Origin of the sequence: Tenacibaculum sp. MAR_2010_89 (genome assembly GCF_900105985.1) — a bacterium.
Classification (GTDB): domain Bacteria; phylum Bacteroidota; class Bacteroidia; order Flavobacteriales; family Flavobacteriaceae; genus Polaribacter; species Polaribacter halocynthiae.
The window spans coordinates 899622-918833 of the sequence record NZ_FNUB01000005.1; the positions used below are offsets into that span (position 1 = coordinate 899622).

The following is a 19212-nucleotide window of genomic DNA, read 5'->3' on the forward strand; positions in this document are numbered from 1 at the left end:
TTTTGTAGATATGAAAAAAAGTTTCTTAGTATTATTTTGTGTAATAAGTGTGCAACTTGTTTTTTCTCAGGTTAGAGAATTAGATGGAGGTTTTGGAGGATTAGGAGGTGTTAATCAAAATAGAGATTCATTACCTGGAGGTGAAATTGATGTTGAGTTAAGTGGAAGAACAAAGTATACAGATTATAAAATTATTTCACATAAAAGGGATACTACTATTATTGATACAACTTTAACGATACAAAAAAACTATAAATTTAATTTTTTAAGGAAAGATAATTTTGAACTATTAGCATTTCATAACCAAGGACAGACTTTTAATAATTTAGGATATGATTTTAATACTACTTCTCAATTTCCTGATATAGGTTTTAGGGCAAAGCAATTTAATTATATAAATATTGAAGATGTAAAATATTATCATGTGCCTACCCCAACTACTGAAATTTTGTATAGAGGTGGTTTGGAACAAGGGCAGGTTTTAGAAACGTTGTTTACAGCAAACTTTTCCAAACGATTAAATGTGGCGTTAACGTATAAAGGAATACGGTCATTAGGTGCTTATAGGCGATCATTGGCTAGCACTGGAAATTTTAGAGTTTCTTTTCACTACGTAACACCAAAAGGGCAATACGCTATAAGAGGACATGCAGTAAATCAAGACTTTACAAATCAAGAGAATGGAGGATTAACAGCAGAATCGTTATTGAATTTTTTAACAGATAATCCTAATTTTAGCGGTAGTAGAGGTAGATTAGATGTTGAATTAAATGATACAGAAAGTGTTCTTGAAGGGAAGAGACTATTCTTCGAGCATACATTTAAATTACTCTCCTCAAAAGATTCACTTAATAATAGAGATTTTTCTAATTTAAAAGTAGGACACCAATTTACTAGAGATTCTAAATATTTTGAATTTAAACAAGTTACACCTTCAGATATATTTGACACTGATAGAGCAGTAGGGGTTTTAAACAACCAAACGGATTATTTACTTTATAATAATGAATTGTTTTTAGATTTTAACTCTAAATATGTCTTAGGACGTTTTAGAGTTAAGACAAGCTATACTAATTATGATTACGGGTATAAATATTTGCAGAATAATTTAGTTGGAATTGCAAACAATAAATTAAAAGGTAGTGCTATTTCATTTGGAGCAGATTGGAACGGGAAAATAAATAATTTTTATGTAAATGCTACAGGTTCTTTAACCCCTGGAAGTGGAAGATTAGCTGGAAATAATTTATATGCCGAAGCATATTATAAAAAAGATAGTTTATTTACTGTTAAAGCAAAACTTAGGATTAATAATAAATTACCTAATTTTAATTTCTTACTGCATCAAAGTATTTATAATAAGTTTAATTGGGAAAATAATTTTGCTTCTACTGGAACTAGAATTTTAGGAGGAGAGATTAAAAGTAAATGGGGAAATGCTTCTGTTGATTTAACCAATATAGATAATTATACTTATTTTGATGAACAAGGGCTTCCAAAGCAACATTCAGGAACTGTTAATTATTTAAAATTAAAGGTATCAAAAGAATTTTCATTAGGTAAATTTTCGCTAGATAATACCCTAATGTATCAAAAAGTAGCAAGTGGAGGTGAAGTGTTAAGAGTACCAGAATTGGTAAGTAGAAATACATTGTATTTTTCGGATAACTGGTTTAGAGGAAACCCTCTTTTTGTTCAAATAGGAGCTACTTTTAAATACTTTTCAAAATATAAGGCTAATGCATATAATCCATTACTTGGAGAATTTACGTTGCAAAACACCACTGATATTGGGTATCCAACTATTGATTTATTTTTTAACGGTAGGGTTAGAAGAACTCGAATATATTTTAAAGCAGAAAACATAAGCTCATTTTTCCTTGACAAGAACTACTTATCTGCTCCTTCTCATCCTTATCGTGATTTTACAATTCGTTTTGGAGTAGTTTGGAACTGGTTTATTTAATATATGGAAAAAGAACTTAGACAACATTGGAAATTATTTTTAATTGCTAGCTTAACATTGGGTTTAGCGCCTTTTAATCCACCTCATATAGTTGGGAAAATAAATTGGATTATGGGTGGAGGTGCTTTTTCAGGAGATAACCCAATGAAACTTATGGATTGGTTTGATGTTTTACTTCATGGTTTACCATGGATTTTACTACTTATTTCTATTTTACTAAATAGTAAAAGAAAAAGAAGTTAGTTTTAATAGGAGTAATACATGTTTATTATTATCATTAAAAAGAGTTTTTTAAAATATATTTTGTTTTTTTATTTACTAGTTAAATTTATGCTTAAAAAGTATAATTCTGTTTTATAATAAGCAAACAGCTAAGTTATTGGTTTATAAGGAGTATGAAAATTCGTTAAATCTACTAATTATTAACTTGTCTATATTTAATAGTACTTACAAGGCAATTGTCAAATTAGTTGTTTTATGTTTTTTAGTAGGATGTTAACCCTGTTTTTACAGTTTTTTAATATTTGAAGATAATTTTTAATTTAAAAATTAGTATAATTGTACCTGTAAAAAAACGATAGTTATTTAAATTTATCTACTACACATAAATAACTTTTTTATCAAATATTTTTTTAAAAATAGTATGCCTCATGTAATTGAGAGAGGCGAAGCCATGCTTAAAAATTAAACTGTAAAAAAATAAAGAAAAACTATAAGAAAAACGTGTTTTAATTTTTCAAAAAAGAATAAGAACTTTATGAAGTAGACTTGTTTAATTTTTAAAGAGAGTTTGACTATATTAAAAACAACTTTTTTTAAATTTCCTTCTAAATGGTTTCTTTAAGGAACTATAAATAACTCTAAAACATATCGATAAAAACTAGGTGAATAAGAAAAACAAAACGTGTTTTTTTTGTTAAACTACTGTTTTGTATTAGAGTAATGAGTTGTTGTTTTCATGATTTCTTAACAATTAAGAATATTTTTTGAAGAAATAAATACTAAAATTGTACCTATAATAAATTAATAGTTATTTAAATTTTACCTACTACAAATAAATAACTATTTACAAAAAACTATTGCATTTATAAAACAAACAAAAAGTACCTCATGTAAGTGAGAAAGGCGAAGCCTTGCATAAAAACAAACAAACAACTATAATCAATTTAAATAATGAACTACACTAGCGGTTGGCATGTAATATATGTCAAATCTCGTTGGGAAAAAAAGGTATATGAGTCTCTAAAAGAGATTTGTTTAGATACTTTTTTTCCACAAATTAAAACACTTAAACAATGGAGCGATAGGAAAAAAGTAATTTTAAAGCCATTACTTCCGTCTTACTTATTTGTTAATTTAAATTCTCCTACTGAATTCCATAAAGCATTGTCAGTTAATGGTGTATGCTCTTATATCCGTTTTGGTAAAGAGTACGCAAGAGTTACAGAAAATGAAATAGAAAAAATGAAATTATTAGTAAGTGATCAAAACATTACAGGAATTGAAGTTAATACAGAATTGCCAAAAATAGGAGAGGTTAGAAAAATAACTAACGGTCCTTTAAATGGTTTAGAGTGTGAAATTTTAAAAATAAATAGTACTAATAAAATTATTGTACGGATAGATTCATTACGACAAAATTTTATAGCAACATTACCTATAAGTTATATGAATCAACTTGAAAACGTATAACTATTAATGTAATAACTAACTTTTAGTATACATTATTTTACTTCTTATGAATAATAAAGCACATGTACTCTGTGTACATAATGGTGATCAAATGAAAGATAAAATTTGGTTAGAATGCTTACAATTAATACCAAATAAATATCACGCTGAAATTAATAAATTTCGATTTTGGGAAAGACGTCAGTCAAGCTTAATAGGAAAGCTATTATTAAAAAAGGCATTAAATTTTTTTTCAGTTGATAAAACACTTCTAGATATAAAGTATACTACTTATAAAAAGCCTTATTTAGAAGATGATTTTTCGTTCAGTATATCACATTCAGGTGAGTTTGTTGTTTGTGCATTTACTCCAAATAAAGAACCAATAGGTGTAGATATAGAAAAAATTGAAAGAAAAATTGATTTAAACAATTTTTCATCAGTATTAACTAAAAGAGAAAAGAATTCAATTACTCAGTCGAGAGAACCAATAACAACTTTTTATAACATTTGGACAATCAAAGAGGCGGTTTCTAAAGCCGATGGAAGAGGTTTGAATTTACCATTAAATACAATTGATACCTGTCAGAATTATATATCACTTGGAACTAAAAAATGGTACTACAAACCAATATCTGTTGAAGATAATTATAAATGTAATATAACAACTACCTGCAAAGATTTTGAAGTTAAACTGAAACTAACAACAATTAGTGAGTTGTTAGAATAAATATAGGGACTAGGCATGAAAATTCATCTACTATAAATCTAAAATTTCATTATTCAACAAAAGAAAACTTATGTAAAACTCATGCTTTACTTTTTTAGTAAAGATGTAAATAACTAAAACAATATAAACAAACTTATTATTATGGAAATATTAAAGAAATATCACTTATCTGAAACACCTAAAATTATCTCATCTTCTTTACCAGGAGAAAAATCAAAAAAAATATTAGAGTTACAAAAACAGATAGAAGGAAGTATCGTATCATACCCTAAAAATATGCCGATAGCTATAAAAAGAGCAAAAGGAAGTATCGTTGAAGATTTAGATGGAAATCAATTCATCGATTTCTTTGCCGGCTGTGGTGTTTTAAATGTAGGACATTGTAATGATTTTGTTTTAGAATATGTGAAAAAACAGCAAGAAGAATTAATTCACGCTCTTGATTTTCCAACAGAGAATAAGATAAGTTTGATTCAGAAAATAATAAAAAACCTTCCGAAAGAAATTAGAGATGACTATAAAGTGTGTTTTGGAGGACCAACAGGATCAGATGCAGTAGAAGCTGCTATAAAATTAGCTAAAATAAAAACAGGAAGAGATGGTATAATTTCTTTTAAAGGAGGTTACCATGGTATGACATGTGGAGCGTTAGCTGTTACTTCTGATATTGGTTTTAGAAATCATATTTCTTCACTGATGCCAAATGTTCATTTTGCTCCCTATAATTATTCTTATAGAAATGAAGATGGAAATAAAAATAATGAACTAGTTGCTTTTGAAGAGATGTTAACAAATAGTCATTCTGGAATATCTAAACCAGCAGCTATTATTGTAGAACCTATTCAAGGAGAGGGTGGGAATATTGTTCCTGAAGATGGTTATTTAGAAGAGTTAGTAAGAATAGCACATGAAAATGATGTGTTAGTTATTTTCGATGAAATTCAGTGTGGTTTTTTTAGAACAGGATCTTTTTTAGAATTTATGAATACCAAAGCGGTGCCCGATATTATAACTTTTTCTAAAGGCTTTGGAGGAATAGGCTTTCCTATAGCTGGTTTAATTTATAAGAGAGAAGTTGAAGCATGGAATCCAGGAGCTCATATTGGTACTTTTAGAGGGAATCAAGTTAGTATTTCTGCGGCAATTGGAGCTTTAGATTTTATAGAAAAGTATGACATCGCTGAGCATACTAAAACTATTGGGAGCTATTTAATGGATAAGTTAGAATTATTAAAAATAGATAACCCTTTTATAGGAGAAGTAAGAGGTAGAGGAATGATGATAGGTGTTGAGTTTGTTAAAAATAAAGAAAGTAAAGTGCCTTTTCCTGAGTTTGTAAAGAAATATAGGAAAGAATGTTTTGAAAGAGGACTATTATTTGAAGTAGGAGGACATTATGATAATGTTTTAAGACTAGTACCACCATTAGTAACTACAAAAGCTATTGTAGATGCAGCCATAGAAATAATGAAAGAGGCTATTACTGCTTGTACAGAAGAATACATGGAACAAACTTTAGCTTAACAAAATTACCTTACCTAACTAAAAAACATCCAAAAAAATGTTACCATTTAACGATTTGAATTCTGAAAAAAAACTTTCAGAAGATACATTAATGCATATTTTTAAAAAGCATTTAGATGAATCACCAAATAAAATTTTATACAGGTTTTTTGCCAATGGAGAAGAAGAAAATGATTCAAGAACATTTTTAGAATTATATAAAAAAGCTGAAATAATAGCTTCAAATATATTAAGATATGCTAAGCCAGGAGATCGTGTTTTATTATTGTATCCTTCTGGTTTGGAGTTTGCAGATGCTTTTTTTGGATGTTTATTAGCAGGTGTAATAGCTGTTCCTGCTTTTCCACCTCAAGGAAAACGAAGAATAGGACGATTAGAAAAAATAACAATAGATTGTAAAGCAACATTAGTACTTACAACTGATGTTGTTTATACTAAAAATATTAAGTGGTTTAGTAATGAGGTTTTTGCAAATGTTTCTTGGTTAAAAACAAATACGTTAGAGTTTGTTTTCAACCAAGTCTTTCCAAAAATAAATACGAGCACAATTGCATTTTTGCAGTACACTTCTGGTTCTACAGGAGATCCAAAAGGAGTAATTGTTAATCATGCTAACATAATCGATAACAGTGAAATATTTCAAGATTGTTTTAAAACAACAAAAAAATCAATAGGTGTTTCTTGGTTACCAATATACCATGATATGGGGTTAATTGGTAATATTATTCAGGCATTATTTGTAGGGTTTGAACTAATTATTTTACCGCCAACAGCTTTTATTCAAAAGCCTATAAGATGGTTAAGATTAATTTCTAAATATAAAGGGACAATGAGTTGTGCTCCAAACTTTGCGTATGACCTTTGTACAAATCAAATTAAAGAAGAAGATTTAAAAGAAATAGACTTAAGTAGCTGGGAAGTTGCTATTAATGGATCTGAACCAATTCGCCCAGGCACAATGGCAAAGTTTGCAGATCGATTTACGAACTACGGATTTAAAAGAGCAACATTATTTCCAGGTTATGGTATGGCTGAAACTACGCTGGTAGTTAGTGGTTGTGAGTACGATAAGGAACCAACTATTATTTCATTAAAGAAAAATGAACTTCATGAGGGGAAAGTACTTCTCAATTCTACACCTGAAAATTCCATTCAGTTAGTAGGAAACGGACCTATACATAAAAAGTTAAAAACAAGAATTGTAAACCCAGAAACAAAACAAATTTGTAAAGAAGATGAAGTAGGTGAAATATGGTTAAAAGGGAATAGCGTTACAAAAGGATATTGGAACAAAAGCGAATTGTCAAAAGAAATATTTGAAGCCTATACAAATAATGTAGAAGGAATAAAAAACGAGAATGATGGCCCTTATTTGCGTACTGGAGACATTGGTTTTTTAAATGGTAATGAAATATATATTTCAGGGCGTTTAAAGGAAATGATGATTTTTAATGGTGTAAACCATTTTCCTCAGGATATAGAAAGAACTGTACAGTTTGGTCATCCTGATTTACAAAATAATGCAGGAGCTGCGGCAACAATAAAAGTTAATGGAGTTGATAAGCTATTAATAATACAAGAGGTAAAACGTACTAGTATACGTGATTATGATGCTGAAAAAATTATAAAAACAGTTTGTCAGCTAGTATTAGCAGAACATGAGTTGTCTATATATAAAATTGTGTTAGTAAACCCTGGACGTATAAAGAAAACATCAAGTGGGAAAATACAACGATTAGGAACTAAAACAGCATATGAATCTGGCGATTTAGGTGGTGTTTTAGAAGAGTGGACAGCTGGTGAACAAATAGAGAAAAAAGAAAAAGAGTTAATAGAGAGTTGTAGTCAAAAAGCAGATAATAAAACTGAACTTATAACTTGGTTACGAGAAGAAATAAGTGATTTATTACAGATTACTCCTTCTCAGATTAATTTAAATGATTCATTTGCAACTTTAGGATTAAGTTCACTACAAGTAGTTCGTTTATCCGGAGTATTATCAGAATATATTAAAAAAGAGGTGTCTCCAACACTTTTTTTTGAATTGGAGACTTTGTTAGATGTTGTTGTTTATGTTGAAGCTGAATTAATAGATGACGAAAAAACGAATCATAATACGATTCATTCAATTACTCCTAGAATAGTTACAAATAGAGACAAGATACCGGCTTCTTTTGCTCAAAAAAGTATGTGGGTCATTGATCAAATAGCAGGAAGTATAGAGTATCATGTTTTTAAAGCTTTTACTATTCCTCAATCTATTGATGTGAATTTACTAAAAAGAGCGTCAAAGAAATTGGTAAAGCGGCATGAAGCTTTACGTACTGTATTGCAACCAAACGAAGAAGGAGATTTACATCAAAATATTCTTTCTGAGGATTCATTTGAAATGGAGTATGTAGAGTTAGATTCAAATGAAAACAGTAAAATTCAGGAATTAATTAGCTTACCTTTTGATTTATCATCAGATTATCCATTTAGGTTATTTTTAATAAAAGGTACTTCTAATGGATATAAATTACTTTTAGTAGCACATCATATAGCGTTAGACGGATGGTCAGGAAAGATAGTTTTAGATGAATTAACTACAATTTATTCTGCTTTATTAGAAGGAGAAAAAGATGGTTTAAAACCTTTATCAATTAACTATGTTGATTATTCGTTTTGGCAAGAAGAATATTTTAAAGGAAATGTTTTAGAAAATTTATTGAAATACTGGGAAGTTCAATTAAAAGGAGTTACTCCTTTAACATTACCCTATGATTTTCCAAGGCCAATAGTTCAAAGTAAAAAAGGAAGAAGAGTTGCTTTAGCCTTAGATGATCAATTGATTTATAGTTTAAAAAAGTGTGCTAAAAAAGAAGAAGTTACATTGTTTATGTTAATGATGTCTGCTTTTAAAGTGCTCTTGTATAGATATAGTGGAGAAACAGATATCTGCGTAGGTACACCAGTAGCGAATAGAACAACTAAAGATCTAGAATCCTTAGTAGGAATGTTTGTAAATACATTAGCATTAAGAAGTGATTTAGACAACAATCCATCTTTTACTACTTTGTTGAAGCAAGTAAAACAAACCAGTATTCAGGCTTATGCACATCAATTGGTTCCGTTTGAAAAAATAGTAGAGAAAATAGCTCCAGAAAGAAACATGGGATATAATCCTGTGTTCCAAGTAATGTTTGATATGCAAATAGATTTGGATATGGAGAACTTAAAGTTTGGAACTGAACAAATAGCTAGATACAATATAGACCATACTACAAGTATGTTTGATTTAACTTTTACAGTTGAAGATCATGGTGATGGATTATTACTTCAGGCAGAATATTGTACTGATTTATTTACAGAAGGTACTATCAGTCGAATGCTTAGTAATTATCAAAAATTACTTAAAAGTATAGTTAGTAATTCTACTCAAAAAATTAATTCATTATCGCTTTTATCTTCTTTCGAAGAAAATTTATTATTAGGAAGAATATCTACATCTGAAGGATTTAATTTTAATCCGAAGGCTGTTGATTTGAATAATGATTTACCAATAAATATACATTTTGAAAATGTAGTAGAAGAAAATTTAACATCGATAGCAATACTTCATAATGAAATATCATGGACTTATAACAATTTAAATATCTATGCTAATCAAATTGCTCATCTGTTATTAAGTTTAAATATTCAAGAAGAAAATTGTGTAGGAGTATATTTAGAAAGAAATGCAGAGTTTGTAGGTAGCATGATGGGAATAATAAAATCAGGAGGAGTATATACTCCTTTAGATACACTGAATCCACCATCACGAATTGAAAAAATGTTAAAGGAGAATACTTTTTCAGTTTTAATTACAACATCGAAACTATTGTCAGAATTAAAAATAATTAAGGATATTCCTATTGTTTTAATTGATGAGGCCTTTATTGAATTAAAAGAAGTTTACGAAAAAGAGGAGTTATTTCTATATGATAAAGAAAATTTAAAAAACCAAAAAACAACAAATCCAGTAAATAAGAATCGAATGGATAGTTGGGCCTATGTATTGTATACTTCAGGTTCAACTGGAGCACCTAAAGGAGCGATTACTAAACATGCTGGTGCAATGAATCACCTCTTAGCAGAATATAGATTATTAGACTTGTCAGATGGTTTCCGTTTTTTACAAAGTGCAGGTATTGGGTCAGATATCTCAGTATGGCAAATTTTAGGACCTTTATTAAAAGGAGGGATAAGTGTTATTGTTGATAAATTTGAATTACTAGATTATGAAATGTTAATATCAACAATAAATCAAACCAAAGTAGATATCGTAGAATTTGTTCCTACTTATATGTGGGGTTTATTGTCTTATATTAAAGAAACTAAAAAACCAGTAGCCTTAGATTTACAGTGGGTTATGTTGGTTGGAGAAGCTATTCCTGTAGCTTTAGTTAATGAGTTAAGAGAGCTTTACCCAGAAGTTCGCCTTTTGAATGCTTATGGACCATGTGAAGCTTCAGATGATGTAATTCAATATGAAATTAAACAGGAGTTACTTGAGCAGCAGTCAAAAGTGCCAATTGGTAGAGTAATACCAAATATGAATGTTGCTATTTTAAATGATAGTTTAGGTTTATGCCCAATAGGAGTTGTTGGAGAAATTTGCGTTAGTGGTATAGGTGTTGGGGCTGGTTACTTAGGGTTACCAGAAAAAACTGCGAATAGTTTTATAAATAACCCATTTCCTGATTTGTTAGGAGATGTTATGTATAAAACAGGCGATATGGGACGATGGTTACCAGATGGAAATATCGAATTTTTAGGAAGAGAAGATCATCAGGTAAAAGTTCGTGGACATCGTGTTGAGTTAGAAGGAATCGCTTCAGTAATTAGGAAATCTGATAGGGTAGAAGATAGTTATGTACTAGTATATAATGATGACAAAGGAGAGGAATTAGTATTGTGCTTTTTAGTGTTAAGTAAAATAGGGAAAAATTACGATGAACATACAATAGCTAAGGTGTTAAATGATTTGTGTAGTAAAGAGCTACCAATTTATATGCACCCTTCACAATATTGTATTATTGAAGACTTTCCTTTGAACTTAAGTGATAAAGTAGATGGTAAGAAATTATTAACTATATATGAATCAGATTTTTCGGGTGATAGAGTACTACAAACAAATAACTACCAAGCACCGAGCACTAAATTAGAAGAAAAATTAACAGCTATATGGCAGAATTTATTAGGCATTTCTCAAATAGGTATTTATGATAATTTCTTTGAGTTAGGAGGTCACTCGTTGTTAGCAACTCGTCTGGTATCAGTAATTCGTAAAGAAATGGATACTGAAGTTACTATAAGGTCGATTTTTATGAATCCTACAATTGAAAGATTGAGCCTTCATATAGAAGAGTCTTCTGAGCAAGCTGTATTGCCAAGTCTTGTAACTCAAGTAAGAGGAAACCGTATTCCATTGTCTTTTAGTCAAGAGCGCTTGTGGTTTATAGACCAATTACAAGGAAGTAGAGAGTACCATATGTCTGGTAGGTTAAAACTCAAAGGAGCCTTAAACATTTCAATACTAGAAAAATCATTAAATAAAATTATAGATCGTCATGAAGTATTACGAACAATAATAAAGTCAGAAGATGGTATAGGATATCAAGAAGTTCTTTCACTTAATGAATGGAAATTAAGTTCAGCTATTGTAAATGAAAAAGAAGAAATTGAAAATGATATTATTGAGTTTTCTGCAATTCCTTTTGATCTTTCTAAAGATTATATGTTTCGAGCACGTGTTTATGATGATGGAACAAACGATTATGTATTAGCTGTTGTTTTTCACCACATAGCTTGTGATGGTTGGTCAGAAAGTATTTTCACCCAAGAGTTAGTTACAATATATAGTGCATTAGTAAAACAGGAAGAAATAAATATACCTCCATTATCATTACAATATGCTGATTACGCAATATGGCAACGTAAATATTTACAAGGTGAAATATTAGAAAATCAGTTGTCTTATTGGGAAAAAGCGTTATTAGATGTATCCTCATTGTCGTTACCTTTAGATTATTCAAGACCGTCAGTTCAAGATACTTCAGGTAAAATGGTAACTTTTGAATTAGATAAAAGTTTAAAGAATAAAATTAATACACTTTGTAAGCAAGAAGAAGTAACCTTATTTATGCTTCTACTATCTGCTTTTAAGGTGCTTTTATCAAAATATAGTGGGCAAGATGATATTTGTGTGGGTACTCCAATAGCTAATAGAACGCAATCAGGAGTTGAAAGTATGATTGGCTTCTTCATAAATACGTTAGCATTACGAACTGATTTAAGTGAAAATCCAACTTTTAAAGAAGTTTTACAACGTGTGAAAGAAGTAACCTTAAAAGGTTATGATAATCAGTTAGTTCCTTTTGAGAAAGTAGTAGATAGAGTGGTAGAAACTCGAGATATGAGTATATCTCCTTTATTTCAAACAGTATTTGTTTTGCAAAATACACCAGATGTATTAGATACGAATCTTGATGGATTGGATGTTTCATTACATGCCGATGAAAACACCAATGCAAAATTTGATATTACATTAAATGCAGAAGAGCATAGTGAAGGAATTTCATTGAGTATAGAATATTGTACAGCTTTATTTAAAGAAGAAACAATTCATCGCTTATTTGCTCACTATAAAGAATTATTAGAAAATGTAGTTGTTGATAATAATCAACCAATAAATGAACTATCAATACTTACAAAAAAAGAAGAAAATAGTTTGTTGAATGTTTTTAATACTCCATCAGTTTTATATCCAAAAGATAAAACTATAATAAGTCTGTTTGAAGAACAAGTCCAAAAAACACCACAAAAAGTGGCTTTGGTATTTGAGGGAAAAGAAATGACCTATGAAATGTTAGATAAACAATCTAATCAGTTAGCTAGGTTTTTACAAAAGCAAGGAGTAACTGTAGAGGATTTAGTAGGGATTTGCATTGAACGTTCTTTTGAAATGATAATAGGATTGTTAGGGATTTTAAAAGCCGGAGGTGCTTATGTACCAGTTGACCCTAATTATCCTAAAGATCGAATTGAATATATTTTAGATGATTCAGAAGTATCTATAGTATTAAGTACAACACAAAGTGTATCTGCTATTGAAAATTTATCAGCGTTAAATATTGTTTTATTAGATAATGATTGGGATTCTATTTCTCTTGAGTTAGAAACTCAATTAAAACCAGAGTATACGCCCGAGAATTTAGCGTATGTAATTTATACATCTGGAAGTACAGGGAAACCAAAAGGAGTGTTATTAACACATTTGAATGTGGTACGATTATTTTTTCATGAAGGTAGTTTGTTTGATTTTAACGAAGATGATGTATGGTCTATGTTTCATTCTTTTTGCTTTGATTTTTCAGTATGGGAAATGTATGGAGCATTATTTTATGGTGGGCGTTTAGTAATTATACGAGATACAGAAACAAGGGATACAACTTCTTTTAAAAATACATTAATAAAAGAAGGTGTTACTGTTTTAAATCAAACCCCAGGAGCGTTTTATACATTACAAGAAGAGTTCTTTAGAACTACTGAAAAACATAAAATTAGGTATGTCGTTTTTGGAGGTGAAGCATTAAATCCTTCGTATTTAAAACAGTGGAAACAATCTTATCCTACATGTAAATTAATTAATATGTATGGAATTACAGAAACTACTGTACATGTTACTTATAAAGAAATAACAGAAAAAGAAGTAGAAGATACCAAAAGTACTATTGGAAGAGCAATTCCAACACTAAATTGTTATATAGTTGATGATAATTTACAGCTTTTACCAGTTGGTATTATTGGAGAATTATGTGTTTCAGGATCTGGGTTGTCTAGAGGGTATTTGAATCGAGAAGAATTAACTGGAGAGAAATTTGTTTCAAATCCGTATGATACAGATAAAGAATCAAAATTATATAAGACAGGAGATTTAGGACGCCTATTGTGTAATGGAGATATTGAATATGTTGGGAGAAAAGATGATCAAGTAAAAATAAGAGGTTATCGTATTGAGTTAGGTGAAATTGAAAATGTATTATCAACTTGTTTAGATGTTAGGCATTGTTGTGTTTTAGCAAAAGAAGATTTGCATAAAGTAAAATATTTAGTTGGGTATGTGGTTGTTGATGGAACTATAGAAAAAGATGCTTTACAAAATTACTTGAGCTTAAAGCTTCCTGATTATATGGTGCCACGAATTTGGGTAGAATTAGAAGAAATGCCTTTAACTAGTAATGGTAAAATAAATAAGAAAAAACTACCATTACCAGATGTTTCTAAATTATCGAGTAATGAATATGTAAGCCCTAGAAATGAAGTAGAATCAGTATTAGTAGAGATTTGGGAAGAGTTATTAGAGTTGGATAAAGTAGGAGTTTATGATGACTTTTTTGAATTAGGAGGACATTCTTTGTTGGCAACACGATTGGTATCGATGATTCGAAAGAAGATGGAAATTGAAGTTGCTATCAAAACTATTTTTATGCATCCTACAATAGCAGGATTAGAAAAATATTTAGTAATAAATTCAAGGAAAACAATATTACCAACTATTGTTTCACAAGATAAAACAGCGCGTATTCCGTTATCTTTTAGCCAAGAAAGATTATGGTTTTTAGATCAGTTACAAGGAACAGATGAATATCATATTGTTGGAGGTTTAAAGTTAAAAGGGAATTTAAATTTAACTGTTTTAGAAGATTCATTAAAAATGATTGTGGATCGTCATGAAGTTTTACGAACAATAATTCATACAATAGAAGGGGTAGGTTATCAGGAAGTTATATCGTCAGAAGCTTGGGAGTTGACAAAAGTTACGCTAACCAATAACGATAATGAAAAAGAAATGGTAGCTAAGTTTATAGGTAGTCCATTTAATATTTCTGATGATTATATGTTTCGAGCATGTATTTTTCAAGTAAGTCAAAATGAGTATACGTTAGCTTGTGCTTTTCATCATATAGCAAGTGATGGATGGTCTATTCCAATTTTTATAAATGAGTTAGTATCCATTTATGAAGCGTTACGATTAAATAAATCAATAACATTACCTAATTTATCAATTCAATATGCTGATTATGCATTATGGCAAAGGAAATTTATTGAGGGAGATTTTTTAGAAAACCAATTAGCATATTGGGAAAATAAATTAAAGGGAGTTTCTGTATTATCGTTACCTACAAATAAAGTACGTCCGTCTGTTCAAAGTACAGTTGGAGCAAGCATTAATTTCGAATTGAATAAATCATTAAAAGAAGCTATTGTAAAAGTTAGCCAAAATGAAGGAGTTACAGTGTTTATGTTTATGTTGTCTGCTTTTAAAGTGTTACTATATAAATATAGTGGGCAAAATGATATTTGTGTAGGAACTTCTATAGCGAATAGAACACAATCTGGAGTAGAAGATATGATAGGCTTTTTTGTAAATACATTAGCCTTAAGAAGTGATGTTAATAATGATCTTAGCTTTAAGAAGTTGTTAGCAGATGTTAAAGAAACAACCTTGGAAGGGTATGATCATCAATTGGCTCCTTTTGAAAAAGTAGTAGATCGAGTAGTAAATACTCGTGATATGAGTATGACTCCATTATTTCAAGTGATGTTTGATTTGCAGAATACTGCTAAAAATGAGCAAATTAAATTAGGGGAATTAACTGCTGCTCCTTGTGACTTTGAAGAAAAAACATCACAGTTTGATATTACGTTAGTAGCTACAGAACATTCATCAGGAATTTCATTGCGTATGGAATATTGTACTGATTTGTTTGAAGAAAGTAGTATAAAACAAATGCTACTACATTATCAAGAGTTATTAATTAATACAACAGAAAACGTTTCTCAGAGCATCGATAATTTATCTGTATTAACGACTGAAGAGGAAGATTTGTTGTTAGGGCGAGTAGCAAATTCAGAAGGAGTAAACTTTAACCCGAAAGAACAAGATTTAGGCAATACTTTACCAATAAATGTTCATTTTGAAAAGATTGTAGAAAAACATTCAACATCTATTGCAGTAATTGATAAGGAGGTAACGTGGAATTATGAAGAACTAAATAGTTATGCCAATCAAATAGCCCATCAATTATTAACAATAGGAGTAAAAGAAGAGAAGAGTGTTGGAGTATACTTAGATAGAAGTGGAGAATTTATAAGTTGTATGCTAGGTATATTAAAATCAGGGGGAGTTTATACTCCTTTAGATACCCAAAATCCATCTTCACGTATAGAGAAAATGTTGTCAGAGAATGAGTTCTCGGTGTTAATAACAAGTTCAGCGTTATTATCAGAGTTAACTAAAGTTTCATTGTCAAATGTTATAGTAATTGATGAGTTACCAACTCATTTATTAGATAGTATAGAGGTTCAAGGAATAAACGTTTATGACTCTTTATTTGTAGAAAAACAACCTACAGTAAATCCACCCAATGTAAATAGAATGGATAGTTGGGCTTATGTATTGTATACATCAGGCTCAACAGGTGCACCAAAAGGAGCGATTACACGTCATGACGGAGCAATGAACCATTTATTAGCAGAGTATAAACTATTAGAGTTAGCAGATGGTTTCCGTTTTTTACAAAGTGCAGGAATAGGTTCAGATATTTCAGTATGGCAAATTTTAGGACCATTATTAAAAGGAGGAGCAAGTGTAATTGTAGATAAATATGAGTTGTTAGATTATGAGTCATTATTAGAAACGATTACCCGAACAAAAGTAAGCTTGGTAGAGTTTGTTCCAACTTATATGTGGGGCTTATTATCTTTTATAAAAGAAAGTAAAAGAGCAATAGCATTAACAACATTAGAATGGATAATGCTAGTTGGTGAAGCAATTCCAGTAGGACTGGTGAATGATTTACGACGTATTTATCCAGAAATTCGTTTGCTTAATGCTTATGGACCTTGTGAGGCATCTGATGATGTAATTCAATTTGAGATAACTGAAGACTTTCCAGAGAGTCAATCAAGAGTTCCAATAGGTCGCGTAATACCAAATATGAATGTTGCTATTTTGGATGATAATTTACAATTATGTCCAATAGGAGTTACTGGTGAGTTATGTGTAAGTGGAGTAGGAGTAGGAGCAGGTTATTTAGGATTACCAGAACGTACATCTCAGAGTTTTATACCCAACCCATACCCAGATTTATTAGGAGAGGTACTTTATAAAACAGGAGATTTAGGAAGATGGTTACCAGATGGAAATATAGAGTTTTTAGGGCGAGAAGATCATCAAGTAAAAATACGAGGACATCGAGTAGAGTTAGAAGGAATCGCTTCTGTATTAAGAAAGCCAGAATCAATAGAGGATATTCATGTTTTAGTTTATAAAGATGAAGCTGATAAAGAATTGTTATTATGCTTTGTGGTATTAAGTACTATAGGTTTAAATCATGATGAGGGTTCAATAACAGAGTTGTTGCATGAGTTGAGTAAGTCTGAATTACCAACATATATGCATCCATCACAATATTGTATAGTAGAAGAGTTTCCTCAGAACTTAAGTGATAAGGTAGATGCAAAGAAGTTATTGTCAATATATGAATCAGAATTTTCAGGAGAACGATCAATTCAAATAAATAATTATGTTTCTCCGCGCAATGAATTAGAAGAACACTTGGTGAATATTTGGCAAGAATTATTAGGAGTTTCACAAGTAGGAGTTGATGATAATTTCTTTGAATTAGGAGGAGATTCTATTATAACCATTCAAGTGGTTAGTCAAATTAAAAGGTTAGGATATCATATTAAACCTCGTGATTTATTTGAAAATCAAACTATTTCAGAGATTTCAAATGTTGTAACTAATGCAGTTTCTGTAAACCTAGGAGAACAAGGAACCTTAAAAGGAGATAGTTTATTATTACCTATTCAACAACTTTATTTTAAAGATGAGTATGTAGAGAGTGTAGCTAATAATCAATCAGTACTGGTTTCAGTTGATAAATTAATTAAACCAAGTTCAATTCAAAAAGCACTAGAATTATTAATGGAGCATCATGATGCTTTACGTTTTCAATATCAACAAATAGATACTAGTTGGAATCAGTCTTATGGAAACGATAAAGGTGTTTTAGAAAAGGTGAACTTATCAAATATCGATTTAGGAAAATTACCAGAATCGATTACTAAAACATGTGAACTATATCAGGAAAGTTTGGCTATTAATTCTGGAAAGGTTTTTAAAATGGTTTTAATAAAGACCCCAGAAGGAGAAGAAAAAAATCGATTGTTTATGGTAGGGCATCATTTGGTTATAGATGGAGTGTCTTGGCGTATTTTATTATCTGATTTAAGTCGTATTGTAGATGGGTTAGAACAAGGAAAAACTTTAAATTTAGGTGTAAAAGGGAATTCTTACCGTGAGTGGGGACTAGCTTTACAAGAGTATGTAACTAAAAAAACTATAGCTTCACAAGTAGGGTATTGGTCTAAAATTCATACATCTTATAAAACACTACCTATAGATAAAAAAACAGTAGCTAAAAATCTATATAGCGATATTGTAGAATATCAAATGATTTTAGATGAAGAAAATACTTCATTGTTGTTGCAAGAAATAAATCAAGCTTATGGTACCACAATCAATGACGTACTATTAGGGTGTTTAGGATTAACAATTAGTAAGTGGAGTAATAATGAAGAGGTTATTATTGGTTTAGAAGGGCATGGAAGAGAGGAAGTTTCTGAAGGAGTTGATGTAAATACTACAATAGGTTGGTTTACTACTTTGTATCCCGTTTGTTTATCTATGAAAAAGGAAATGTCTTTAGGAGATGTATTAACTAGCACAAAAGAGAATTTACGACGTATACCAAATAAAGGACTGGGCTTTGGTCTTTTAAAATATATGCACCCATCTCAAGAAATAAGAAATCGTTTATCAGCAGTTCAATGGGATATTGTGTTTAATTATCTAGGGCAATTAGATAATGCCATTGAAACAAATTCTTGGATAACAGAAGCTACAGAATTTCAAGGAAATGAGATAGGGGGTTCAACACCATTTAATAATAAACTGGAAATTAATGGAGGTGTTAAAAATGGAAAACTTCAACTTTCTTGGAGCTATTCATCAAAAGAATACGATGTTGAAACAATAGTAGAATTAGCAAATTCTTATGTGTCAAATTTGAAAGATTTGATACGTCATTGTAAAGAAAAAGAAACTAGAGTATATACACCTTCAGATTATGGTCTTGAAAAAGAAATAAAACATGAAGAATTAAATAAATTTTTAAGTACTACAACCACAGATTTAGAAGAAATTTTCAAAATCTAAAAACCAACTTCA

6 protein-coding genes are annotated in these 19212 nt (G+C 30.0%); all 6 read left to right on the forward strand.

Going from position 1 to position 19212, the window contains the following annotated elements:
* The first annotated feature begins 10 nt into the window (after positions 1-10).
* The 6 genes from BLV71_RS07670 (at position 11) to BLV71_RS07695 (ending at position 19200) form a co-directional block, all read left to right on the forward strand.
* The gene (locus tag BLV71_RS07670) at positions 11-1966 is read left to right on the forward strand and encodes a putative porin (RefSeq protein WP_093869979.1); all 1956 of its coding nucleotides are present in this window, start codon (positions 11-13) and stop codon (positions 1964-1966) included.
* Positions 1967-1969: 3 nt separating this feature from the next.
* Positions 1970-2209: a hypothetical protein gene (locus BLV71_RS07675; RefSeq protein ID WP_093869980.1), complete on the forward strand. Its 240-nt coding sequence runs from the start codon at positions 1970-1972 to the stop codon at positions 2207-2209.
* Positions 2210-3139: 930 nt separating this feature from the next.
* Positions 3140-3658: a UpxY family transcription antiterminator gene (locus tag BLV71_RS07680; protein WP_093869981.1), complete on the forward strand. Its 519-nt coding sequence runs from the start codon at positions 3140-3142 to the stop codon at positions 3656-3658.
* Positions 3659-3749: 91 nt separating this feature from the next.
* Positions 3750-4367 carry a 4'-phosphopantetheinyl transferase family protein gene (locus tag BLV71_RS07685; protein ID WP_176974373.1) on the forward strand — a complete coding sequence of 206 codons (618 nt, stop codon included), beginning with the start codon at positions 3750-3752 and terminating at the stop codon, positions 4365-4367.
* Between the two features lie 141 nt (positions 4368-4508).
* The gene (locus BLV71_RS07690) at positions 4509-5891 is read left to right on the forward strand and encodes an aspartate aminotransferase family protein (RefSeq protein ID WP_093869983.1); all 1383 of its coding nucleotides are present in this window, start codon (positions 4509-4511) and stop codon (positions 5889-5891) included.
* A gap of 37 nt (positions 5892-5928) precedes the next feature.
* Positions 5929-19200 carry a non-ribosomal peptide synthetase gene (locus BLV71_RS07695; protein WP_093869984.1) on the forward strand — a complete coding sequence of 4424 codons (13272 nt, stop codon included), beginning with the start codon at positions 5929-5931 and terminating at the stop codon, positions 19198-19200.
* Positions 19201-19212: the final 12 nt, after the last annotated feature.